Source organism: Janthinobacterium sp. GW822-FHT07H11, assembly GCF_058798615.1.
Window position 1 is genome coordinate 4,323,933 of sequence record NZ_CM179507.1, and the last position, 17,384, is coordinate 4,341,316.

The 17,384-nt window shown below is 60.2% G+C and carries 15 protein-coding genes and 2 tRNA genes; 4 read left to right on the forward strand and 13 right to left on the reverse strand.

Annotated features, from left to right (window positions below):
* Window positions 1-150 precede the first annotated feature (150 nt).
* Window positions 151-1,827, reverse strand: a complete 1,677-nt coding sequence (locus AC3RCJ_RS19040) for a peptide chain release factor 3 (RefSeq protein ID WP_492961510.1) — start codon at window positions 1,825-1,827, stop codon at window positions 151-153.
* Window positions 1,828-2,026: 199 nt separating this feature from the next.
* On the opposite strand from AC3RCJ_RS19040, the gene AC3RCJ_RS19045 reads away from it, so the two are divergent.
* Window positions 2,027-4,084 carry a methyl-accepting chemotaxis protein gene (locus AC3RCJ_RS19045; protein WP_492961465.1) on the forward strand — a complete coding sequence of 686 codons (2,058 nt, stop codon included), beginning with the start codon at window positions 2,027-2,029 and terminating at the stop codon, window positions 4,082-4,084.
* Window positions 4,085-4,313: 229 nt separating this feature from the next.
* The gene (locus tag AC3RCJ_RS19050; protein ID WP_492961463.1) at window positions 4,314-5,123 is read left to right on the forward strand and encodes a Crp/Fnr family transcriptional regulator; all 810 of its coding nucleotides are present in this window, start codon (window positions 4,314-4,316) and stop codon (window positions 5,121-5,123) included.
* Between the two features lie 72 nt (window positions 5,124-5,195).
* Here AC3RCJ_RS19050 and AC3RCJ_RS19055 read toward each other — a convergent pair whose 3' ends face one another.
* The 12 genes from AC3RCJ_RS19055 to AC3RCJ_RS19110 all read right to left on the reverse strand — a co-directional run bounded on the left by AC3RCJ_RS19055 (window position 5,196) and on the right by AC3RCJ_RS19110 (window position 15,935).
* A complete protein-coding gene (locus AC3RCJ_RS19055; RefSeq protein WP_492961461.1) occupies window positions 5,196-6,611 on the reverse strand; it encodes a sensor histidine kinase in 1,416 nt (471 codons plus the stop codon).
* Between the two features lie 145 nt (window positions 6,612-6,756).
* Entirely contained in the window at window positions 6,757-7,389 is a 633-nt protein-coding gene (locus AC3RCJ_RS19060; protein ID WP_034783185.1) for a response regulator, read from the reverse strand.
* A gap of 192 nt (window positions 7,390-7,581) precedes the next feature.
* On the reverse strand, window positions 7,582-7,992 hold the full coding sequence (locus tag AC3RCJ_RS19065; RefSeq protein WP_492961459.1) for a MerR family transcriptional regulator: 411 nt from the start codon (window positions 7,990-7,992) through the stop codon (window positions 7,582-7,584).
* A 10-nt stretch (window positions 7,993-8,002) separates the two neighbouring features.
* The gene (locus AC3RCJ_RS19070) at window positions 8,003-8,350 is read right to left on the reverse strand and encodes an integration host factor subunit alpha (RefSeq protein WP_010399205.1); all 348 of its coding nucleotides are present in this window, start codon (window positions 8,348-8,350) and stop codon (window positions 8,003-8,005) included.
* A gap of 172 nt (window positions 8,351-8,522) precedes the next feature.
* Window positions 8,523-10,949 (reverse strand): phenylalanine--tRNA ligase subunit beta, encoded by a 2,427-nt coding sequence (gene pheT, locus AC3RCJ_RS19075; protein ID WP_492961457.1) that lies wholly within the window; start codon window positions 10,947-10,949, stop codon window positions 8,523-8,525.
* Window positions 10,950-11,027: 78 nt separating this feature from the next.
* Window positions 11,028-12,044, reverse strand: a complete 1,017-nt coding sequence (pheS, locus tag AC3RCJ_RS19080) for a phenylalanine--tRNA ligase subunit alpha (protein WP_034751917.1) — start codon at window positions 12,042-12,044, stop codon at window positions 11,028-11,030.
* A gap of 148 nt (window positions 12,045-12,192) precedes the next feature.
* Window positions 12,193-12,552: a 50S ribosomal protein L20 gene (gene rplT, locus AC3RCJ_RS19085; RefSeq protein WP_010399214.1), complete on the reverse strand. Its 360-nt coding sequence runs from the start codon at window positions 12,550-12,552 to the stop codon at window positions 12,193-12,195.
* 26 nt (window positions 12,553-12,578) lie between these two features.
* Window positions 12,579-12,776 (reverse strand): 50S ribosomal protein L35, encoded by a 198-nt coding sequence (rpmI, locus tag AC3RCJ_RS19090; protein ID WP_038493025.1) that lies wholly within the window; start codon window positions 12,774-12,776, stop codon window positions 12,579-12,581.
* A 227-nt stretch (window positions 12,777-13,003) separates the two neighbouring features.
* Window positions 13,004-13,564: a translation initiation factor IF-3 gene (gene infC / locus AC3RCJ_RS19095; RefSeq protein ID WP_205711303.1), complete on the reverse strand. Its 561-nt coding sequence runs from the start codon at window positions 13,562-13,564 to the stop codon at window positions 13,004-13,006.
* A 12-nt stretch (window positions 13,565-13,576) separates the two neighbouring features.
* Window positions 13,577-15,484 carry a threonine--tRNA ligase gene (gene thrS, locus AC3RCJ_RS19100; protein WP_230539337.1) on the reverse strand — a complete coding sequence of 636 codons (1,908 nt, stop codon included), beginning with the start codon at window positions 15,482-15,484 and terminating at the stop codon, window positions 13,577-13,579.
* Window positions 15,485-15,695: 211 nt separating this feature from the next.
* Window positions 15,696-15,772, reverse strand: a tRNA-Val gene (locus AC3RCJ_RS19105).
* 86 nt (window positions 15,773-15,858) lie between these two features.
* Window positions 15,859-15,935 (reverse strand) — tRNA-Val (locus tag AC3RCJ_RS19110).
* A gap of 148 nt (window positions 15,936-16,083) precedes the next feature.
* Here AC3RCJ_RS19110 and AC3RCJ_RS19115 point away from each other — a divergent pair.
* Together AC3RCJ_RS19115 and AC3RCJ_RS19120 are read left to right on the forward strand one after the other, a co-directional pair.
* Window positions 16,084-16,548 (forward strand): hypothetical protein, encoded by a 465-nt coding sequence (locus AC3RCJ_RS19115; protein WP_492961453.1) that lies wholly within the window; start codon window positions 16,084-16,086, stop codon window positions 16,546-16,548.
* 76 nt (window positions 16,549-16,624) lie between these two features.
* Entirely contained in the window at window positions 16,625-17,377 is a 753-nt protein-coding gene (locus AC3RCJ_RS19120) for a tetratricopeptide repeat protein (protein ID WP_492964742.1), read from the forward strand.
* The last annotated feature ends 7 nt before the right edge of the window (window positions 17,378-17,384 follow it).

Below are 17,384 nucleotides of genomic sequence, written 5' to 3' on the forward strand. Positions count from 1 at the left end.
AGGCAGGCGGGGTTGGCGCAAAGCGCCCATGGCCCCGTAGGTCGGGTTGGCGCAAAGCGCCCATGACCCCGTCGGTCGGGTTGGCGCAAAGCGCCTATGACCCCGTAGGTCGGGTTAGCGCGCAGCGCGTAAGCCGACGCCACCTCGACATCAAGCCAATTTCGCCGAATGCTCGCGCGTGGCGTGGAATGTCAATTTCGGCCAGCGCTCTTCCGTCAGGCGCAGGTTGACGCCCGAGGTGGCCAGGTAAGCCATGTTGCCGGCCGCATCGTAGGCCACGTTGTGGCCCAGCGCGTTCTCGAAATCCTGCAGCACGCGCTTGTCGTCGCAACTGACCCAGCGCGCGCTGCTGATGCTGGTGCCCTCGAACACGGCGTCGACGCCATACTCGTTGAGCAGACGGCTGGCCACCACTTCGAACTGCAGCACGCCGACGGCGCCCAGTACCAGCTCGCCGCCCTGCACCGGCTTGAAGACCTGCACCGCGCCCTCTTCGCCCAGCTGCTGCAAGCCCTTGTGCAACTGCTTGATTTTCAAGGGATTACGGATGCGCACCGAGCGGAAGAAGTCGGGCGCGAAGTACGGGATGCCCGTAAACGTCAGCATCTCGCCTTCGGAAAAACTGTCGCCGATCTGCATGTTGCCATGGTTCGGCAAGCCGATGATGTCGCCCGCGTACGCCTCTTCCACCTGCTCGCGCGACGATGCCATGAAGGTCACCACGTTCGACACCTTGATCTCGCGCCCCAGGCGCAAGTGCTTGACCTTCATGCCGCGCTCGAAACGCCCCGAGCACACGCGCAAAAAGGCGATGCGGTCGCGGTGCGCCGGGTCCATATTGGCCTGGATCTTGAAGACGAAACCGGTGAATGGCTGCTCGGTCGGATCGACGGAACGCACGGTGGCGTCGCGCTCGCGCGGCGCCGGCGCCCAGTCGACCAGCGCCGAGAGAATCTCGCGCACGCCGAAGTTGTTGATGGCCGAACCGAAGAACACGGGCGTCTGCACGCCGGAGAGGAACTCCTCCAGCTTGAACGGATGCGAGGCACCGTGCACCAGTTCAACCTCCATGCGCAATTGATCCATCTCCAGCGGGAACATCTCCTGCAGGCGCGGATTGTCGATGCCCTTGATGATTTCGAAGGCGCCGTCGGCCTTTTCCTCGCCGGCCTTGAACAGCATGATCTCGTCGTTCAGCAGGTGGTACACGCCGCGGAAGTTCTTGCCCATGCCGATAGGCCAGGTGACAGGCGCGCACTGGATCTTCAGCACCGATTCAAGTTCGTCGAGCAGTTCCAGCGGATCGCGCGTCTCGCGGTCCATCTTGTTCATGAAGGTGACGATGGGCGTATTGCGCATGCGGCACACGGCCAGCAGCTTGATCGTCTGCGCTTCCACGCCCTTGGCCGCATCGATCACCATCAGGGCCGAGTCGACGGCCGTCAGCACGCGGTAGGTATCTTCCGAGAAGTCCTGGTGGCCCGGGGTGTCGAGCAGGTTGACGACGTGGTCGCGGAATTCGAACTGCATCACCGAGGAAGCGACGGAAATGCCGCGCTGCTTCTCGATCTCCATCCAGTCCGACGTCGCGTGGCGACCCGATTTGCGGGCCTTGACGGTGCCGGCCATCTGGATCGCGCCCGAGAACAGCAGCAGTTTTTCCGTCAGCGTGGTCTTGCCCGCATCCGGGTGGGAAATGATGCCGAAGGTGCGGCGGCGCTTGACTTCGCGCGCGATCACGGCCGGCGCCTTGCTGCTCGCTGACGCCGCGGCATTGTCCGCGCTGTCGGTGGAATCGGGGGTGTTGATGTCGTTCTCGTTGGCCATATTGGTGACCATAATATGGCCCTCGCAAAAAACCCTCGATTTTACAGAAGGATCGGCCTTCCGTGTGAACTGCTTCACTCTGGCGAACGGCGAAATCGGCGGCGCGAATTGGCCAGGCAGCCGCGCAGTTCATCAAGGGGTCACAATCCGCAGGCAACATTGCACTGCAGAAATGTTGTCACCCTACCCTGGAAACCCGATGAAAATGCTCCTCACCCCCGCCATCCGCCTCATGCAGCGCCTGCGCCTGCTGCCCAAATTCATGCTCGTCTGCCTCGTCTTCCTGCTGCCGCTGGCGCTGGCGACGACCCTGCTGATCTCGGAACTGGGCAAATCGCTGGCCCGGGCGCAGGACGCGCAGCGCGGTGTCGCCTATGTGCGCCAACTGCAGGAAGGCACGCGGCTGCTGCAGCAGCGGCGCGGCCTCGAACACTTGCGCCTGAGCGGCAAGGCGGGCATGGACAATACGGCCGTCAACGCGCGCATCACGGCCGCGCTGGCGGCCCTGGCGCGCCTGCCGGCGGGCGCCGGCCTGCCCCAGGCGGCCGAGCTGACGAAGCAGTGGCAAGCGCTGCTGGGCCGCCAGGCGGGCCTCGCGGCGCGCGACAGCTACGCGGCGCATACGGCGCTGCTGCGCCAGGCCGGCAAGCTGGGCCAGCTGGTGGCCGACCGCTCGCACCTGAGCCTGGACCCGGACGCGGGCGCCAACCACCTGAGCGCCGTCTTCACGGCCACCCTGCCCGACCTGGCCGACAGCCTGTCCGATATCGCCGGGCGCGGCGCCGCCTACATCGACACGGGCCTGTTCGAGGCCAATGAAGACCAGCTGGTGAACGCGACGGCGCTGATCGCGCGCCACGAACTGGAACGCCTGCCTGCCCGCTACGAGGAAATCCTCGCCGCCCAGCCGGCACTGCGCGCCAGCCTGCAGCCGGCCCTGAAAGCGCTGCCGGCGGCACTGGCCTTCCTCGAGCGCACGAAAAACGAGGTGACGAATTCCTACGACCAGACCTCGGGCGCGCAATTTCACGCGGCCGGCATGCAGGCCATCGACGCCCTGCACGCACTGTCCGGCGCCTCGGCCACGGCCCTGGACGACTTGCTGGCGCAGCGCATCGCGCGCGACGAGGCGCGCCGCGCCCTGATCCTGGCGGCCATGCTGCTGGTGCTGCTGGCCGCCGCCTACCTGTGCGCGGGCTTCTATGCCGCCTTCGCGCGCGACGTGACGCAGCTGCGCGTGGCCGTGGGCGCGGCGGCGGCGGGCGACCTGTCGCAGCGCATCGACTCGCGCGCGCACGACGAGATCGGCGACCTGGTGCGCGACTTCGGCGCCATGACGCACGGCCTGGCCACCCTGGTGCGGGAAATCCGCGGCGGCGCGGCCGTCATCGCCGCCGCCGGCGCCGATATCGCGCAAGGCAATGCGGCCCTGTCCGGCCACACGGCCACCCAGTCCGAGGCGCTGGGCGCCACCGTGGATTCGATGCGCGAGCTGACGGCCACCGTGGGCCGCAACGAAGCCCACGTAGGACAGGGGCGCACGCTGGTGGCCTCGGCGGCCGAAGTGGCGCTGCGCGGCGGCGAAACCGTCGGCGCCGTGGTCGAGACCATGGCCTCGATCAAGGCCAGTTCGCACAAGATCGTCGACATCATCGGCGTCATCAACGGCATCGCCTTCCAGACGAATATCCTGGCGCTGAACGCTGCCGTGGAGGCGGCGCGCGCGGGCGAACAGGGACGCGGCTTTGCCGTCGTGGCCTCCGAGGTGCGCAACCTGGCGCAGCGCTCGGCGGCGGCGGCGCTGGAAATCAAGCGCCTGATCGGCGATTCGGTGGCCACCGTGGACGCCGGTGGCGACCTGGTGAACGCAGCCGGCAGCACCATGCGGCAAGTGGTGGACGCGGTGCAGCAGGTGTCCGTCGTCATTGGGCGCATCAGCAGCGCCGGTGCCGAGCAGAACGCGGAAATCGCGCAAATCAATGGCGCGCTGGCACAGATCGACGACATGACGCGGCAGAACGCGGGCCTGGTCGACGAGGCGCGCGAAGGTTCGCTGCGCCTGCACCAGGAAGGCGAGGCGCTGACGCAGGCCGTCAGCCGCTTCCGCCTGGGCGAACACGACGGCCAGCACGCGGCGGCCGCGCGCGCCGGCACGGGCACGCACAAGGGCCTGCCCAGCGTGCGGCCGGCCGGCCTGTGGAGCGCCAATAAACCGCGCGTGATATCACAAAATCGCGGACAACGGCGCAAGGCTTGACAGTCAAAAGTGTGCATGTAGGACAAGGACTACAATTTCGCCTCAAAAGAGACTACAAAGTGGCGACTGCTAATCTTATGTTCGCCACTTACATAAGCTTTTAAAGTAGCTACATCGCGATCTGCACCGCGCGGCTGGAAAAGATGCTGGCACCGAATGGGGTGAGAAGCTTTTCCAGCCAGCAACGCGGCAGTCGCACTCCGATGTAAAAAAGCCTGTGAGGAATAATATGAACCAAACTCAACTTAGCGTTCCCGTCCAAAAGAACCAATTGCTGCCGCGCGCCATGCCAGCGGCTGGCCGGGAAATCAAGCTTGCGTCGCGGGTTAGCCTCAGCAGTGCACAACAGAACGAATTGCTGGCCGCCCTGCCGCGCGCCGCGCTTGAATCGCTGTTCGAACACCTGGAACTGGTGGAACTGCCCTTCGGCAAAGAATTGTATGCTTATGGCAATAGCCTCGAGTACAGCTACTTCCCCACCACCGCCATCGTCTCGCTGCTGTATGTGATGGAAGACGGCGCCACCACGGAAATCGCCGTCGTCGGCCATGAAGGCGTGGCGGGCGCGTCGCTGGTCGCCGGCGAGCGCGCCATGTGCACGGCCGTCGTGCAAAGCGCCGGCTACGGCTACCGCCTGAAAACGCAGAGCTTGCGCGATGCCTTCAACCAGGGCGGTGCTCTGCCGCAACTGCTGATGCGCTACACGAATGCGCTGTTTGCGCAAATGGCGCAAAACGCCGTCGGTGGCCGCCACAGCTCGATCGAGCAAAAACTGTGCCGCTGGCTGCTGGACCGCCTGGACCGTTCGCCATCGAATGAATTGAAGGTGACGCAGGAACTCATTTCCATCATGCTGGGCGTGCGCCGCGAAAGCATCACGGCCGCCGCCGGCAAGCTGCAGGACGAAGGCCTGATCCACTACCGCCGCGGCAACATCACGGTACTCGACCGCCTGGGCCTGGAATGCTATGCGGGGGAATGCTACAAGGTGGCCAAGACGGAATACGACCGCCTGCTGCGCGACGTGTCGCGTTGCTGATGCGCCGCCGTGACGATACGGCGCGGTAAAAAAATGGCCGGGCATGCTGCCCGGCCATTTTTTTGTCTTGCGTCAGACGCTGGCGTCCTCGTCGATGTCTTCCGGCTCCGGTGTCAACGGCAAGGGAATCAGCGCCTCGACGCACGTGCCCTTGCCATGCGGCCCCTGCCGTACGGTCAAGGTGCCGCCCAGCAGCAAGGCGCGCTCGCGCATGCCCAGCAAGCCATGCGACATGGGTTTTTGCAGCGCATCGTCGGTAATGCCGATGCCGTCATCGATGACGCGCAGCACCAGGCCATGTTCATTGCGCTTCAGGGTCACGCTGACCGTGCCCGCGCGCGCATACTTGAGGATGTTCGTCAGCGACTCTTGCACGATGCGGAACAGGGCGATCGTCAAGGTCGCTTCGCGGTTGTCGATATTGATGGCCACGTCCGTCTCGCAGCGCACTGAGCTCATGCGCGCGAAATCCTCGCAATAGCTTTCGATGGCGGCGCACAGGCCCAGGTTGTCCAGCAGGCTGGGGCGCAAATCCTCGACGATGCGGCGCTTCAGCTCCACCGTTTCAAGCAGGGTGGCCTTGGCGCGGCGCAGTTGTGCGGCCAGTTCCGGCTGCGTATGGGCCAGTTGCTGCGTGACGGCACCCAGGTCCATGCTGATGGACGTCAAATTGGCGCCCAGCTCGTCGTGCAGCTCGCGCGCCAGGCGCGCCTTTTCCACCTCATTGACGCTGATCAAATGGCGCGACAGCACGGATAATTGCTCGGTACGCTTGCTGACCGTCGATTCCAGGGTGTCGTTGGCGTTTTGCAGCGCGAACTCGACGGCCGCCCGATTCTGGAAGCTGCGCCGCACCAGCTGGTAAAACATGACCAGCACGAGAATGGCCAGCGCATTGATGCCGATGCCCAGGATCACGGCTTTCTGGTATTCATGATAAAAGGCGGCGCTGCCGGTGGCCAGGGCCTCGTTCTGTTCGCGCGTCATGATCACCACCTGCAGGCGGATTTCGTCCATGGTGGCACGGTCGTCGGTGACGCGCGAGATATTGACGATTTCCGCCAGCCCGCCCTGCTTGTAGACATCGATGGACTGTTGCAGCATCGACATTTTCCGGCGGATCAGGCTTTTCAGCTGGGCCAGGTTCTTCAGCTGGCTGGGACTGCCGGCAAGCAAGGTTTGCAGTTCGTTCAGTTCGTTTTCGATCTCGGCGCCGGCCGTCTTCGATGGCCCCAGATAGGTTTCGGAATCGGAAATGAAATAGCCGCGCAAGCTGCTTTCCGCATCGAGCACGAGCACGTTCAAGTATTGCAGGCGGTCTGCCACGCGGGCGCTCTGGCTGAGCAAGGCGTTCGTGCCCTTCAGCGATTGCAGATTATGATAAAGACTGAAACCATTGAGCACAAGCAACAAGGCGCACGTCACGCACAGGATGGTCTTGTACAAGGGCAAGCGGTGATTCGGGGCCGGTTCAACGGTGAAATACATCCTGGTGTGCATCCTTAGCAAGGTTCGGCGCGGCAGAGAGGGCCGGCGCCGGCCAATTATAATCCTCGCTACAAACTGCTGCACTGCACAAGTCGTGCCTGCCGGGCTGGCTGAGCGATCATGGTTCCATGATCGCACCGCCAAGCTAGTCAAGCAAATTGTTTTTCATTGCGTAATAGGTCAAGTCGCTATTCGATTGCAAGCCCATTTTTTCCATGATGCGCGTACGGTAGGTACTCACGGTCTTGATGCTGAGCGACAGCGCCACGCCGATATCGGACACGGTGGCGCCGCGCGCCAGGCGCAGGAAGACCTGGAACTCGCGGTCCGACAGTTCCGTATGCAGGGCCGCATTCGTATCGCGGTCGAACGACTGCGCCAGCAATTCCCCCACGGTGGAGCTGACGTAGCGGCGTCCCTGGAACACCGTGCGCACGGCCGTCATCAGCTCGTCCGCTTCGCATTCCTTGTTCAGGTAGCCATTCGCGCCCATCTTGAACAGATTCAACGCATATTGCTGCGCCGGATAGCCGCTGAGTATCAGCACGGGCAATTCCGGCTGGCCCTGGCGGATCGTGCGCAAGGTATCGATGCCGCTCTGATCGGGCATGGCTATATCGAGCAGCAACACATCGCATATTTCGCGGCGGGCGATATCGAGCGCTTCGCGCCCGGTACCGGCTTCCGCCACCACACTGAAATCGCTTGACGACGAAAAAATCTGTTTGAATCCAGCTCGTACTATTTGGTGATCATCACAAATGGCAACGCGTATCATTGTTTCCCCTTAAATTTTCCTGGCCTGGGAAAGACTACCGGAACCTGAACGCTGCTCCGGTTCAGCGTCACTAACAAAAACGCAACATTAACATTATATTTAAAATGTGGCGCGCCACACGATACAGGCACTGCGCCAGTTCATTTTAATCAAAGGCGGTATCGGACAACCCGGCCTATATTGGTACAAATCTTATTTTAGCAAGTTCAAAATCGCAATTAATTCATTGCGTATCCATCTGCGGTCCAGCGGGGGAAGCGACGGCGCCGCTGGCTCGGCTGGCAAGACGGACAATGGCTCGCCATCGAGGACGGCATGGGCCGCGCCACGACTATCGAGCTTGTTGCGCGCACCGCTGATGGTAAAACCCTGCTCATACAGCAATTCGCGGATGCGCCGTATCAACAGCACTTCATGGTGCTGATAATAACGGCGGTTGCCACGCCGTTTGACCGGCTTGAGCTGGGAAAATTCCTGCTCCCAGTAACGCAGCACATGGGGCTTGACGCCGCACAACTCGCTCACCTCGCCGATCGTGAAATAGCGCTTGGCCGGGATGGGCGGCAAGGCGATCAATTCCGTTTTACTGATGCGCTCGTTCATCGCCACTCACTCAGGCAGCACGTGCCAGCGGACTGGTCTCTTCGACCATGCTCTTCAGCTTCTGGCTCGCATGAAAGGTCACGACACGGCGCGCCGTGATGGGAATTTCTTCGCCCGTCTTCGGGTTGCGGCCCGGCCGTTGCGGCTTGTCGCGCAACTGGAAATTGCCGAAACCGGACAGCTTGACGGCTTCGCCCCGTTCCAGCGCATTGCGGATCTCGTCGAAAAAGGTCTCGACCATGTCTTTCGCTTCGCGCTTGTTCAGGCCCACTTGCTCGAACAACAGTTCGGCCAGCTCCGCCTTGGTCAAGGTAGGTAGATCTTTTTCCGCTTCCTGGCGCACTTTGGCAACCAGCATGGCCCGGTGCAGATCGGCGGCCAATGCGGACTGCAGTACGGCGGAATCAACGTCGCTATTATTAATTTTCCTGCCCTGCCTTTTCTGTGCGCCCGAACCGGCCACATGGCAGGTTCGTCTACGGTTGACGACGGAAAGGCCGTCACGCAAAAAGCGACGGCCAGTCCGGTAATTACGAACGCAGTTTCGCGTCGTGGCCCTGCTTGGCGGCATCGATCAACACAGCCATCAGGCCATCGACGACATCGTCTTGCAGGGTGTTTTGAGTATCTTGCAAGCTAATCCGGAAAGCAAGGCTTTTTTCATCCGTTTCCAGCCCTTTTCCACGATATTCATCAAATAAAACAATGGCTTGCACGATACGCGCTGCAGGGCTTGCCTTGGCGGCCGCCTGGAAGGTATCGAGCAGATCCTGCACCGCCACCGATTGCTTGACGACCACGGCCAGATCGCGGCTGGCGCCAGGGAATTTCGAGATTTCCTGGTACACGGGCACGACTCTGTGCGTCAGGGCGGCCGCGTCGACTTCGAACAGCACGGGCGCCAGCGGCAAGTCATATTTTTGCATCCAGCGCGGGTGCAGTTCGCCGATGAAACCGATGACCTTGCCATCGAGTTCCACGTTGGCCGAACGGCCCGGATGCAGGGCCGGGTGCTCCGCCTTGGTAAAACGCAAGACCAGCGGCGCGAACAGCGCTTCCAGGTCCGCCTTCACGTCGAAGAAATCGACCGTGCGGGCGGGCTGGCCCCACTGCTCGTCGGCCACCGCGCCGTAGGCCATGGCCGCCACGCGCTTCGGCTGGGCGTAGCCGGCCACCGACAAGGGGCCGTTTTGCACGCCGTCGTCGCGCTGGTAGATGGCGCCCACTTCGAAGATGCGCACGCGGTTGGTCTTGCGGTTCAGGTTGTAGCGCACGTTGGCGATCAGGCTGCCGATCAGCGAGGAGCGCATCACGCTCATCTGGCTGGCGATCGGGTTCTGCAATTTGATCGGGTTCGTGTTGCCCGAGAAATCGCGCTCCCATGCCGTATCGACAAAGCTCATGTTAACCACTTCCTGGAAGCCCAGGTCGGCCAGCACATGACGTACCGCAAACAGGGAGCGGGTATTTTCTGGTGCAATCTGCATCACGTTCGCGGCCACGGGCGGCAGGGTCGGGATGTTTTCAAAGCCGTACACGCGCGCCACTTCCTCGATCAGGTCTTCCTCGATCTCGATGTCGAAACGGTAGCTGGGCGAGGTCACGGAAAACACGCCGTCGGCCAGGGTGAATGGCAGGGCCAGGCGCGTGAAGATGTCGGCGATCAGCGCATCCGTCAGCGGCACGCCGATGACTTTTTGCGCGCGCGCCGTGCGCATGGTCACGGGCTGGCGTTGCGGCAAGTTCACCACGTGGTCGTCGACGGGGCCGACGGTGGTGGCCGGCGTGCCGCAGATTTCCAAGATCAGGGCCGTGATGCGCTCGATGTGCTCGACGGTGGTGGCGAAATCGACGCCGCGCTCGAAGCGGTGCGCCGCATCGGTCGAGAAATTCAAGCGGCGGGCGCGGCCTTGAATGGCGTTCGGCCACCAGAATGCCGCTTCCAGGTAGATGCTGTCCGTATCGTCCGATACCGAGCTGGCGTCGCCGCCCATGATGCCGGCCAGCGATTCGATTTCCTGCTCATCGGCAATAACGCCGAGCCACTCGTCGACGGCGATGGTGTTGCCATTCAACAGCTTGACGGATTCGCCCGCCTTGCCCCAACGCACGTCGAGGCTGCCGTGGATCTTCGCCAGGTCAAACACGTGGCTGGGACGGCCCAGTTCCAGCATGACGTAGTTGGAAATGTCGACCAGGGCCGACAGCGGACGCTGGCCGCTGCGCTCGAGGCGCTGCTTCATCCAGTCCGGCGTGGCGGCACGGGCGTTCAAACCGCGGATGACACGGCCCGTGAAACGGCCGCACAGGTCCGGCGCGCTCACTTTCACGGGCAGGATTTCATCGCTGGAAACCGGCACGGTGCGGAACTGCGGCGCATTCAGGGGCACGCCCGTCAATGCCGACACTTCGCGCGCCACGCCCAGCACGGACAGGCAGTCTGCCTTGTTCGGCGTCAACTTGATGGTGAATTTCAAGTCGTTCAAGGCATAGTAGTCGCGGAAATTCTGGCCGATCGGCGCGTCGTCCGGCAATTCCATCAAGCCGGCGTTTTCTTCCGATAATTTCAATTCGCGCGCGGAGCACAGCATGCCTTGCGACTCGACGCCGCGCAGCTGGCCTACCTTGATTTCAAACGGCTTGCCGTCGGCGCCAGGCGGCAAGACGGCGCCGGCCATGGCGCAGACGACTTTCAAGCCCGGGCGCACGTTTGGCGCGCCGCAGACGATATTGAGCATGGTGCCCGTGCCGACGTCGACCTGGCACACGTTCAGGCGGTCCGCATTCGGATGTTTTTCCATCTCCAGGACCAAACCTACCACCACGTTCGAGAACGGCGGGGCGACGGGATCGACGTCCTCGACTTCGAGACCGGACATGGTCAGCAGATGGGCCAGTTCGTCCGAAGTCATCTTCGGATCGACCATGGTACGGAGCCAGTTTTCGGAAAATTGCATAATCAAGCCTTCAAATGGTCAAAGCTCACAGCGCGAGCGCACGGGCGCTCAAGCGCCATGAATCAAACGGAACAACGCTTAGTTGAATTGCTTCAGGAACCTTAAATCGCCCTCGTAGAACAGGCGCAGGTCGTTGATGCCATAACGCAGCATCGTCAAGCGTTCCAGGCCGGAGCCGAAAGCAAAACCGATGAATTTCTCGGGATCGAGGCCGAAGTTCTTCACCACGGTCGGATGCACCTGGCCGGCGCCCGACACTTCCAGCCAGCGGCCCTTCAGGGGGCCGGAGCCGAAGGCGATGTCGATCTCGGCCGACGGTTCCGTGAACGGGAAGTACGACGGGCGGAAACGCACCTGCAGGTCGTCCGTTTCAAAGAAGGCCTTGACGAAGTTCAGGTACACGCCCTTCAGGTCGGCAAAGCTGATGTCTTCGGCGATCCACAGGCCTTCGACCTGGTGGAACATGGGCGAATGGGTGGCGTCGCTGTCGACGCGGTAGGTGCGGCCCGGCGCGATGACCTTGATCGGCGGCGTGTGCGTGCGCGCATAGCGCACCTGCATCGGGCTCGTGTGCGTGCGCAGCAGCAAGGGCTTGCCATCGGTGTCGTTGCCATCGATGTAGAACGTATCCTGCATGGAACGGGCCGGGTGGTTTTCCGGGCTGTTGAGCGCCGTGAAATTGGTCCAGTCGTTCTCGATTTCGGGGCCGTCGGCCACGTCGAAGCCGATGGAGCGGAAGATTTCCTCGACCCGCTCCCACGTGCGCATGACGGGATGGATGCCGCCGGGCATGCGGCCACGGCCTGGCAGGGTCACGTCGATCGCTTCGGCGTTCAGGCGGCCTTGCATTTGGGCATCGGCCAGCGCATCACGGCGCGCCGTCAGCGCGTCCTCGATCTGCACTTTGACGGCGTTGATCAGGGCGCCCTGCGCCTTGCGCGCGTCCGGGTCCAGTTTGCCCAGGCCCTTCATCATTTCGGTAATCTGGCCAGTCTTGCCCAGGTAGCGGGCTTTGGCGTTTTCAAGTGCGGCAGCGTCTGCGGCGGCGATAAAGTCAGCCTGGGCCGAGACGACGAGTTCTTCTAGGGAGTTCATGCGGCTTTTCCTGTTTTGGAAATCAATCCTGGATTTAGTAATCTAGAACCCAACAATCAAAAACGGAAACGGGGCACAAGGTGGTTGTACACCCCTGCCCCGCTCTTTATAACGTCACCCTGGGGATGACGTTGTGCAATAACCGTGCTTACGCAGCGATTTTTGCTTTCACTGCGTTGACAATCGCAGCGAATGCTGGCTTGTCCATCACAGCCATATCGGCCAGGACTTTACGGTCCAGTTCGATATTTGCTTTTTTCAAGCCGTTCATGAATACGCTGTACGTTACGCCATGCTCACGGGAAGCGGCGTTGATACGGGCGATCCACAGGCGGCGGAAAACGCGCTTCTTGTTGCGGCGATCGCGGTAAGCGTATTGGCCAGCGCGCATAACTGCTTGCTTGGCAACACGGTATACACGGCTGCGGCGACCACGGTAGCCTTTAGCTTGAACAAGAATCTTCTTATGACGGGCACGAGCTGTAACCCCACGTTTTACTCTAGGCATAGTAACTCCTTAAATTGAGTGTGAGATTAAGCAGTCGGCATCATGCGCATGACGGATGTGACATCCGATGCGTTGATGTTACGGGTACCGCGCAACTGACGTTTGTTTTTGGTGGTTTTCTTGGTCAGGATGTGGCGTTTGAACGCGTGACCCGACTTGACTGTTCCACCTGGACGCACGCGAAAACGTTTTTTCGCGGAGCTTTTGGTCTTCATTTTAGGCATAGCAATCTGTCCTCTTACGGACAGCTCCATTTATAACAGGATTGCAGGTGGCAACACGACGCTGCGCTTAGATGCCTGCTTTCACATGTTGTGCAGCGGATGCGAGTCCGCTACAGTTCGCGCGGCCCGGACATTACTGGCCGGGCCGCGCAAATTCTGCCTGGGGTATGACGCCGCGCCAATGCTGGCACACGCAGTTTCCACCCACAGTAAAACGCTATTGTAACTTACTTCTTCTTCTTAGGCGAAAGAACCATGATCATTTGGCGGCCTTCCATCTTCGGGAACTGCTCGACCTGGCCGTACGGCTCCAGATCGGCTTTCAGACGTTCCAGCATGCGGAAGCCAATATCCTGGTGCGCCATCTCACGACCGCGGAAACGCAAGGTGATCTTGGTTTTATCGCCGTCTTCAAGGAACTTGATGAGATTACGCAACTTGATATTGTAGTCACCATCATCAGTCCCCGGACGGAATTTGACTTCCTTCACGAGGATGATCTTTTGCTTCAATTTGGCTTCGTGAGCTTTCTTCTGCTCCGAATACTTAAATTTGCCGTAGTCCATCAAACGGCACACCGGTGGCTGCGCGGTAGGCGCAATTTCCACCAGGTCGACGTTTGCCTCTTCCGCCAGGCGGAAGGCTTCAGCCAAACTTACGATACCGAGTGGCTCGTTATCGACCCCGCTTAAACGCATTTCAGGGGCAGTGATTTCGCCATTGATGCGATGTGACTTGTCAGTAGCTATTGTAATTTCCTTTAAAAATCTTGTAAGACGGTCGTGCAGCGAGTTTCCTCGTCAGGCCTTGGTGTCGACTTCATGTTTGAGTCGCTCAATCAGGGCATCGACGGACATGACGCCCAAATCGACATTGCCCCGCGCCCGCACGGCCACTGTATTCGCATCCCGCTCTTTGTCGCCAATTACTAAGATGTAAGGCAATTTTTGTACGGAATGTTCACGTATTTTATAGGTAATCTTCTCGTTACGCAAATCCGCCTGTACGCGCAGCCCCGCTTTGCGCAGTTTTGTTGTAACTTCCTGTACATAATCGGCTTGAGCGTCGGAAATATTCAACACCGACACCTGCACCGGCGACAACCACAAGGGCATGGCGCCCGCATAGTGTTCGATCAGGATGCCGATGAAACGTTCCAGCGAGCCCACGATCGCGCGGTGCAGCATGATGGGGACTTGACGCGTGTTGTCCACGGCCACGTATTCGGCACCCAGGCGGCCCGGCATCGACGGGTCGATCTGCACGGTGCCCACTTGCCATGCGCGGCCCAGGCTATCTTTCAGGTGGTACTCGATCTTCGGGCCGTAGAACGCGCCCTCGCCCGGCAATTCCGTCCACTCCACGCCACAGGCGCGCAGGGCAGAACGCAACGACTCCTCGGCGAAATCCCACGACTCTTCCGTACCGATGCGGTTATCGGGACGCAAGGCCAGTTTCACGTCGATGTTCGTGAAGCCGAATGCCGTGTACACATCCATGGCCTGCTGGTGGAACGCCGTCACTTCGCCGGCGATCTGCTCTTCCAGACAGAAGATGTGGCCGTCATCCTGCGTAAAGCCGCGCACGCGCATCATGCCGTGCAAGGCGCCCGATGGCTCGTTGCGGTGGCATTGGCCGAATTCGCCGTAGCGCAATGGCAGGTCGCGGTAGCTGCGCATGCCATTGTTGAAAATCTGGATATGCCCAGGGCAATTCATCGGCTTCAGCGCATAGGCGCGGTTTTCCGATTCCGTGATGAACATGTTTTCACGGTAATTATCCCAGTGACCGGTTTTTTCCCACAGGCCACGGTCGAGAATCTGCGGCGCCTTGACTTCCTGATAGCCGTTGACCTGGTATACATTGCGCATGTATTGCTCGACTTGCTGCCAGATCGACCAGCCTTTCGGGTGCCAGAAGATCAGGCCCGGAGCCTCTTCCTGGAAATGGAAGAAATCGAGCTGCTTGCCCAGCTTGCGGTGATCGCGCTTTTCCGCCTCTTCCAGGTTATGCAAATACAATTCCTGGTCTTCCTTCTTGGCCCAGGCCGTGCCATAGATACGCTGCAGCATCTCGTTTTTCGAGTCGCCGCGCCAGTAGGCGCCGGCCAGCTTCATCAGCTTGAACACTTTCAGCTTGCCCGTCGATGGCACGTGCGGGCCACGGCACAAGTCCGTGAACTTGCCTTCGGAATACAGCGACACTTCCTGGTCGGCCGGGATCGAACCAATCAGTTCAGCCTTGTAGGCTTCGCCGATACTGTTGAAGTATTCGATGGCTTCGTCGCGGGCAACCACCTTGCGCGTGACTTGCTCATCCTTCTTGGCCAGTTCCGCCATTTTCTTTTCGATCGCGACCAGGTCTTCCGGCGTGAACGGGCGCTTGTAGGCGAAGTCATAATAAAAGCCGTTGTCGATCACGGGACCGATGGTCACTTGCGCGTCCGGGAACAATTCCTTGACGGCATAGGCCAGCAAGTGGGCCGTCGAATGGCGTATCACTTCCAGGCCATCGGCGTCCTTGTCCGTGACGATCGCCAGTTCCGCGTCTTGCTCGATCAGATAGGAAGTGTCGACCAGCTTGCCATCGACTTTACCGGCCAGGGCAGCCTTGGCCAGGCCGGTACCAATATTGGCCGCAACCTGGGCCACGGTGACCGGGCCGTCAAATTGACGGGCGGAACCATCGGGAAGTCGGATTGTAAGCATATTGATCTCCATATCGGCGCTGGCGCCAGGTAAAACTGCGATGTGATGGGTAAAATAACTGAAAGGAAAACGCAGACGCAAAAAAACGCGGACTAGCCGCGTTTTTCACTTTCTTAAGACAAAGGAAACCCGTTCGACTAGCGTCACTCCCAAAGCTTGGTAGTAGTTCGCGGTGTCATAACCGGTTTACCCTTTCTCTCTAACTGCATTCTGGTGGGCGGTGAGGAATTCGAATCCCCGACCCCTTGGATGTCGACCAAGTATTCTAACCAGCTGAACTAACCGCCCGTAAAACTTTTGTTGATCATTGTATTTCAAATGACCGCTTGCGGCTTGCGCCAGCTTAACAACTAAAACTGCCTACTGCAAAATTCTGGTGGGCGGTGAGGAATTCGAATCCCCGACCCCTTGGATGTCGACCAAGTATTCTAACCAGCTGAACTAACCGCCCCGAAGACCAGCATTATAGAGAGGCTTTCCCAGAATGACAAGGGCTGTTTTGCAGGAAACTTTAATCTCTTTTTGAGCCGCTTCCCGGGCGTCAGCCTCCTTTATATAGAGTCGGCCCGGCGCACGCGGAATGCCGCTAAAATCGCGGCATGAACTCCACCCTATTAGCCTGGCTGAAAACCCTGAGCCGCATCTGCGGTTTCGAAACGGCCGACTCCTTCCCGCCCGGCCACCCGTATGCGCGCACGCGCTGGGAAGCCGCGTATTTCGATATCGCCTCCGACGTGAAGCCCGACGAGATCGAGCGGCGCATCTGCGCGGCCATCGCCAACACGCCAAGCGTCTTCGCCTACATCAGCAATCCCACGCCGCGCATGCAGCGCGCGCTGCTGAACGTGATCCACGACCGGCTGCGGCGCCAGCCCGGCGCGGGCGCCACGGACCTGGTCTTGTTATTGATCAATGCCTACGCCAGCCCCCACATCACGGAAGCCGTGCCCGGCCTGCGCAGCCTGATCTTCAACACGGAACATGAAGACACGAATCTGCGCGTGCATGCGATCCTGGAGTTACTGGTCGGCACGCCGCGCGGACTCGATGTAATCGATATGTAATTTACTCCTGCGAACTTGCCTGTCAAATGCGCCACGTCAATTTCGTCGTAGCAGGTTCCTGTACACTCCAAGAACAATGATGCCTGCCGACAACACCGGCAGCACGCCATTTGAAATGACCATCAGGCCAGGAGAGACAATGAAAAGACGTTCAACCAAGATCGCCATGTGGCTGCAATGCGCCCTCTTGATTGCCGCCATGGCTGGTCCAGGCGTAGCCGGCGCAGAAGATGTGCAGGCACCTGCGAGCCAGCGTATCGTAGAGGCATTGCCGCAAGATTGCAGCACTGAATCACACACACTCGTCAAGACGCGCGCCGACAGCGGCGATACGCAGGCTCAGCACTTGATGGGCATCAAGGCCTACCTCGGCGCTTGCGAGGACCGTGACCTCGACACTGCGGTGTTCTACCTATCAAAATCCGCCGCGAAATTTTTCCCTCCATCCATGTTCCACCTTGCCAGCGTCTTGCAGCTCCGCGGAGGCGCGCGCGATGCGGACTTGCTGCAATTATTTCGCGGCGCTGCAGAACGGGGATTTGCCAAGGCAGAGATGAACGTCCTCCTGTACTACGTAGACAAAAAGTCCAAGGTCTACGATATTGCCGAGGCCTATGCATGGCACTCTTTTTGCGCGCCACATGACACCTTTTGCGATTGGCCACAAATCAACGAGGCACTATCTCACATGAGCAAAAGAGAGAGGGAAAGGGGAGAAATACTCAAGGCCAGCTTGTTTGAAAAAATGAAATCCGTTGAAAGATTTGACGATATATTTTGCTGCGCTGGCACGAGGGTTGGCTCCGGCTCGGGCTTTGGCCGGCGTTAAACATGCA

Bases quoted from the DNA above. Each gene is read 5' to 3' on its own strand.
- AC3RCJ_RS19040 (WP_492961510.1), bottom strand. From the start codon at position 1,827: ATGGCCAACGAGAACGACATCAACACCCCCGATTCCACCGACAGCGCG.
- AC3RCJ_RS19045 (WP_492961465.1), top strand. From the start codon at position 2,027: ATGAAAATGCTCCTCACCCCCGCCATCCGCCTCATGCAGCGCCTGCGC.
- AC3RCJ_RS19050 (WP_492961463.1), top strand. From the start codon at position 4,314: ATGAACCAAACTCAACTTAGCGTTCCCGTCCAAAAGAACCAATTGCTG.
- AC3RCJ_RS19055 (WP_492961461.1), bottom strand. From the start codon at position 6,611: ATGTATTTCACCGTTGAACCGGCCCCGAATCACCGCTTGCCCTTGTAC.
- AC3RCJ_RS19060 (WP_034783185.1), bottom strand. From the start codon at position 7,389: ATGATACGCGTTGCCATTTGTGATGATCACCAAATAGTACGAGCTGGA.
- AC3RCJ_RS19065 (WP_492961459.1), bottom strand. From the start codon at position 7,992: ATGAACGAGCGCATCAGTAAAACGGAATTGATCGCCTTGCCGCCCATC.
- AC3RCJ_RS19070 (WP_010399205.1), bottom strand. From the start codon at position 8,350: ATGCTGGTTGCCAAAGTGCGCCAGGAAGCGGAAAAAGATCTACCTACC.
- pheT (WP_492961457.1), bottom strand. From the start codon at position 10,949: ATGCAATTTTCCGAAAACTGGCTCCGTACCATGGTCGATCCGAAGATG.
- pheS (WP_034751917.1), bottom strand. From the start codon at position 12,044: ATGAACTCCCTAGAAGAACTCGTCGTCTCGGCCCAGGCTGACTTTATC.
- rplT (WP_010399214.1), bottom strand. From the start codon at position 12,552: ATGCCTAGAGTAAAACGTGGGGTTACAGCTCGTGCCCGTCATAAGAAG.
- rpmI (WP_038493025.1), bottom strand. From the start codon at position 12,776: ATGCCTAAAATGAAGACCAAAAGCTCCGCGAAAAAACGTTTTCGCGTG.
- thrS (WP_230539337.1), bottom strand. From the start codon at position 15,484: ATGCTTACAATCCGACTTCCCGATGGTTCCGCCCGTCAATTTGACGGC.
- AC3RCJ_RS19115 (WP_492961453.1), top strand. From the start codon at position 16,084: ATGAACTCCACCCTATTAGCCTGGCTGAAAACCCTGAGCCGCATCTGC.
- AC3RCJ_RS19120 (WP_492964742.1), top strand. From the start codon at position 16,625: ATGATGCCTGCCGACAACACCGGCAGCACGCCATTTGAAATGACCATC.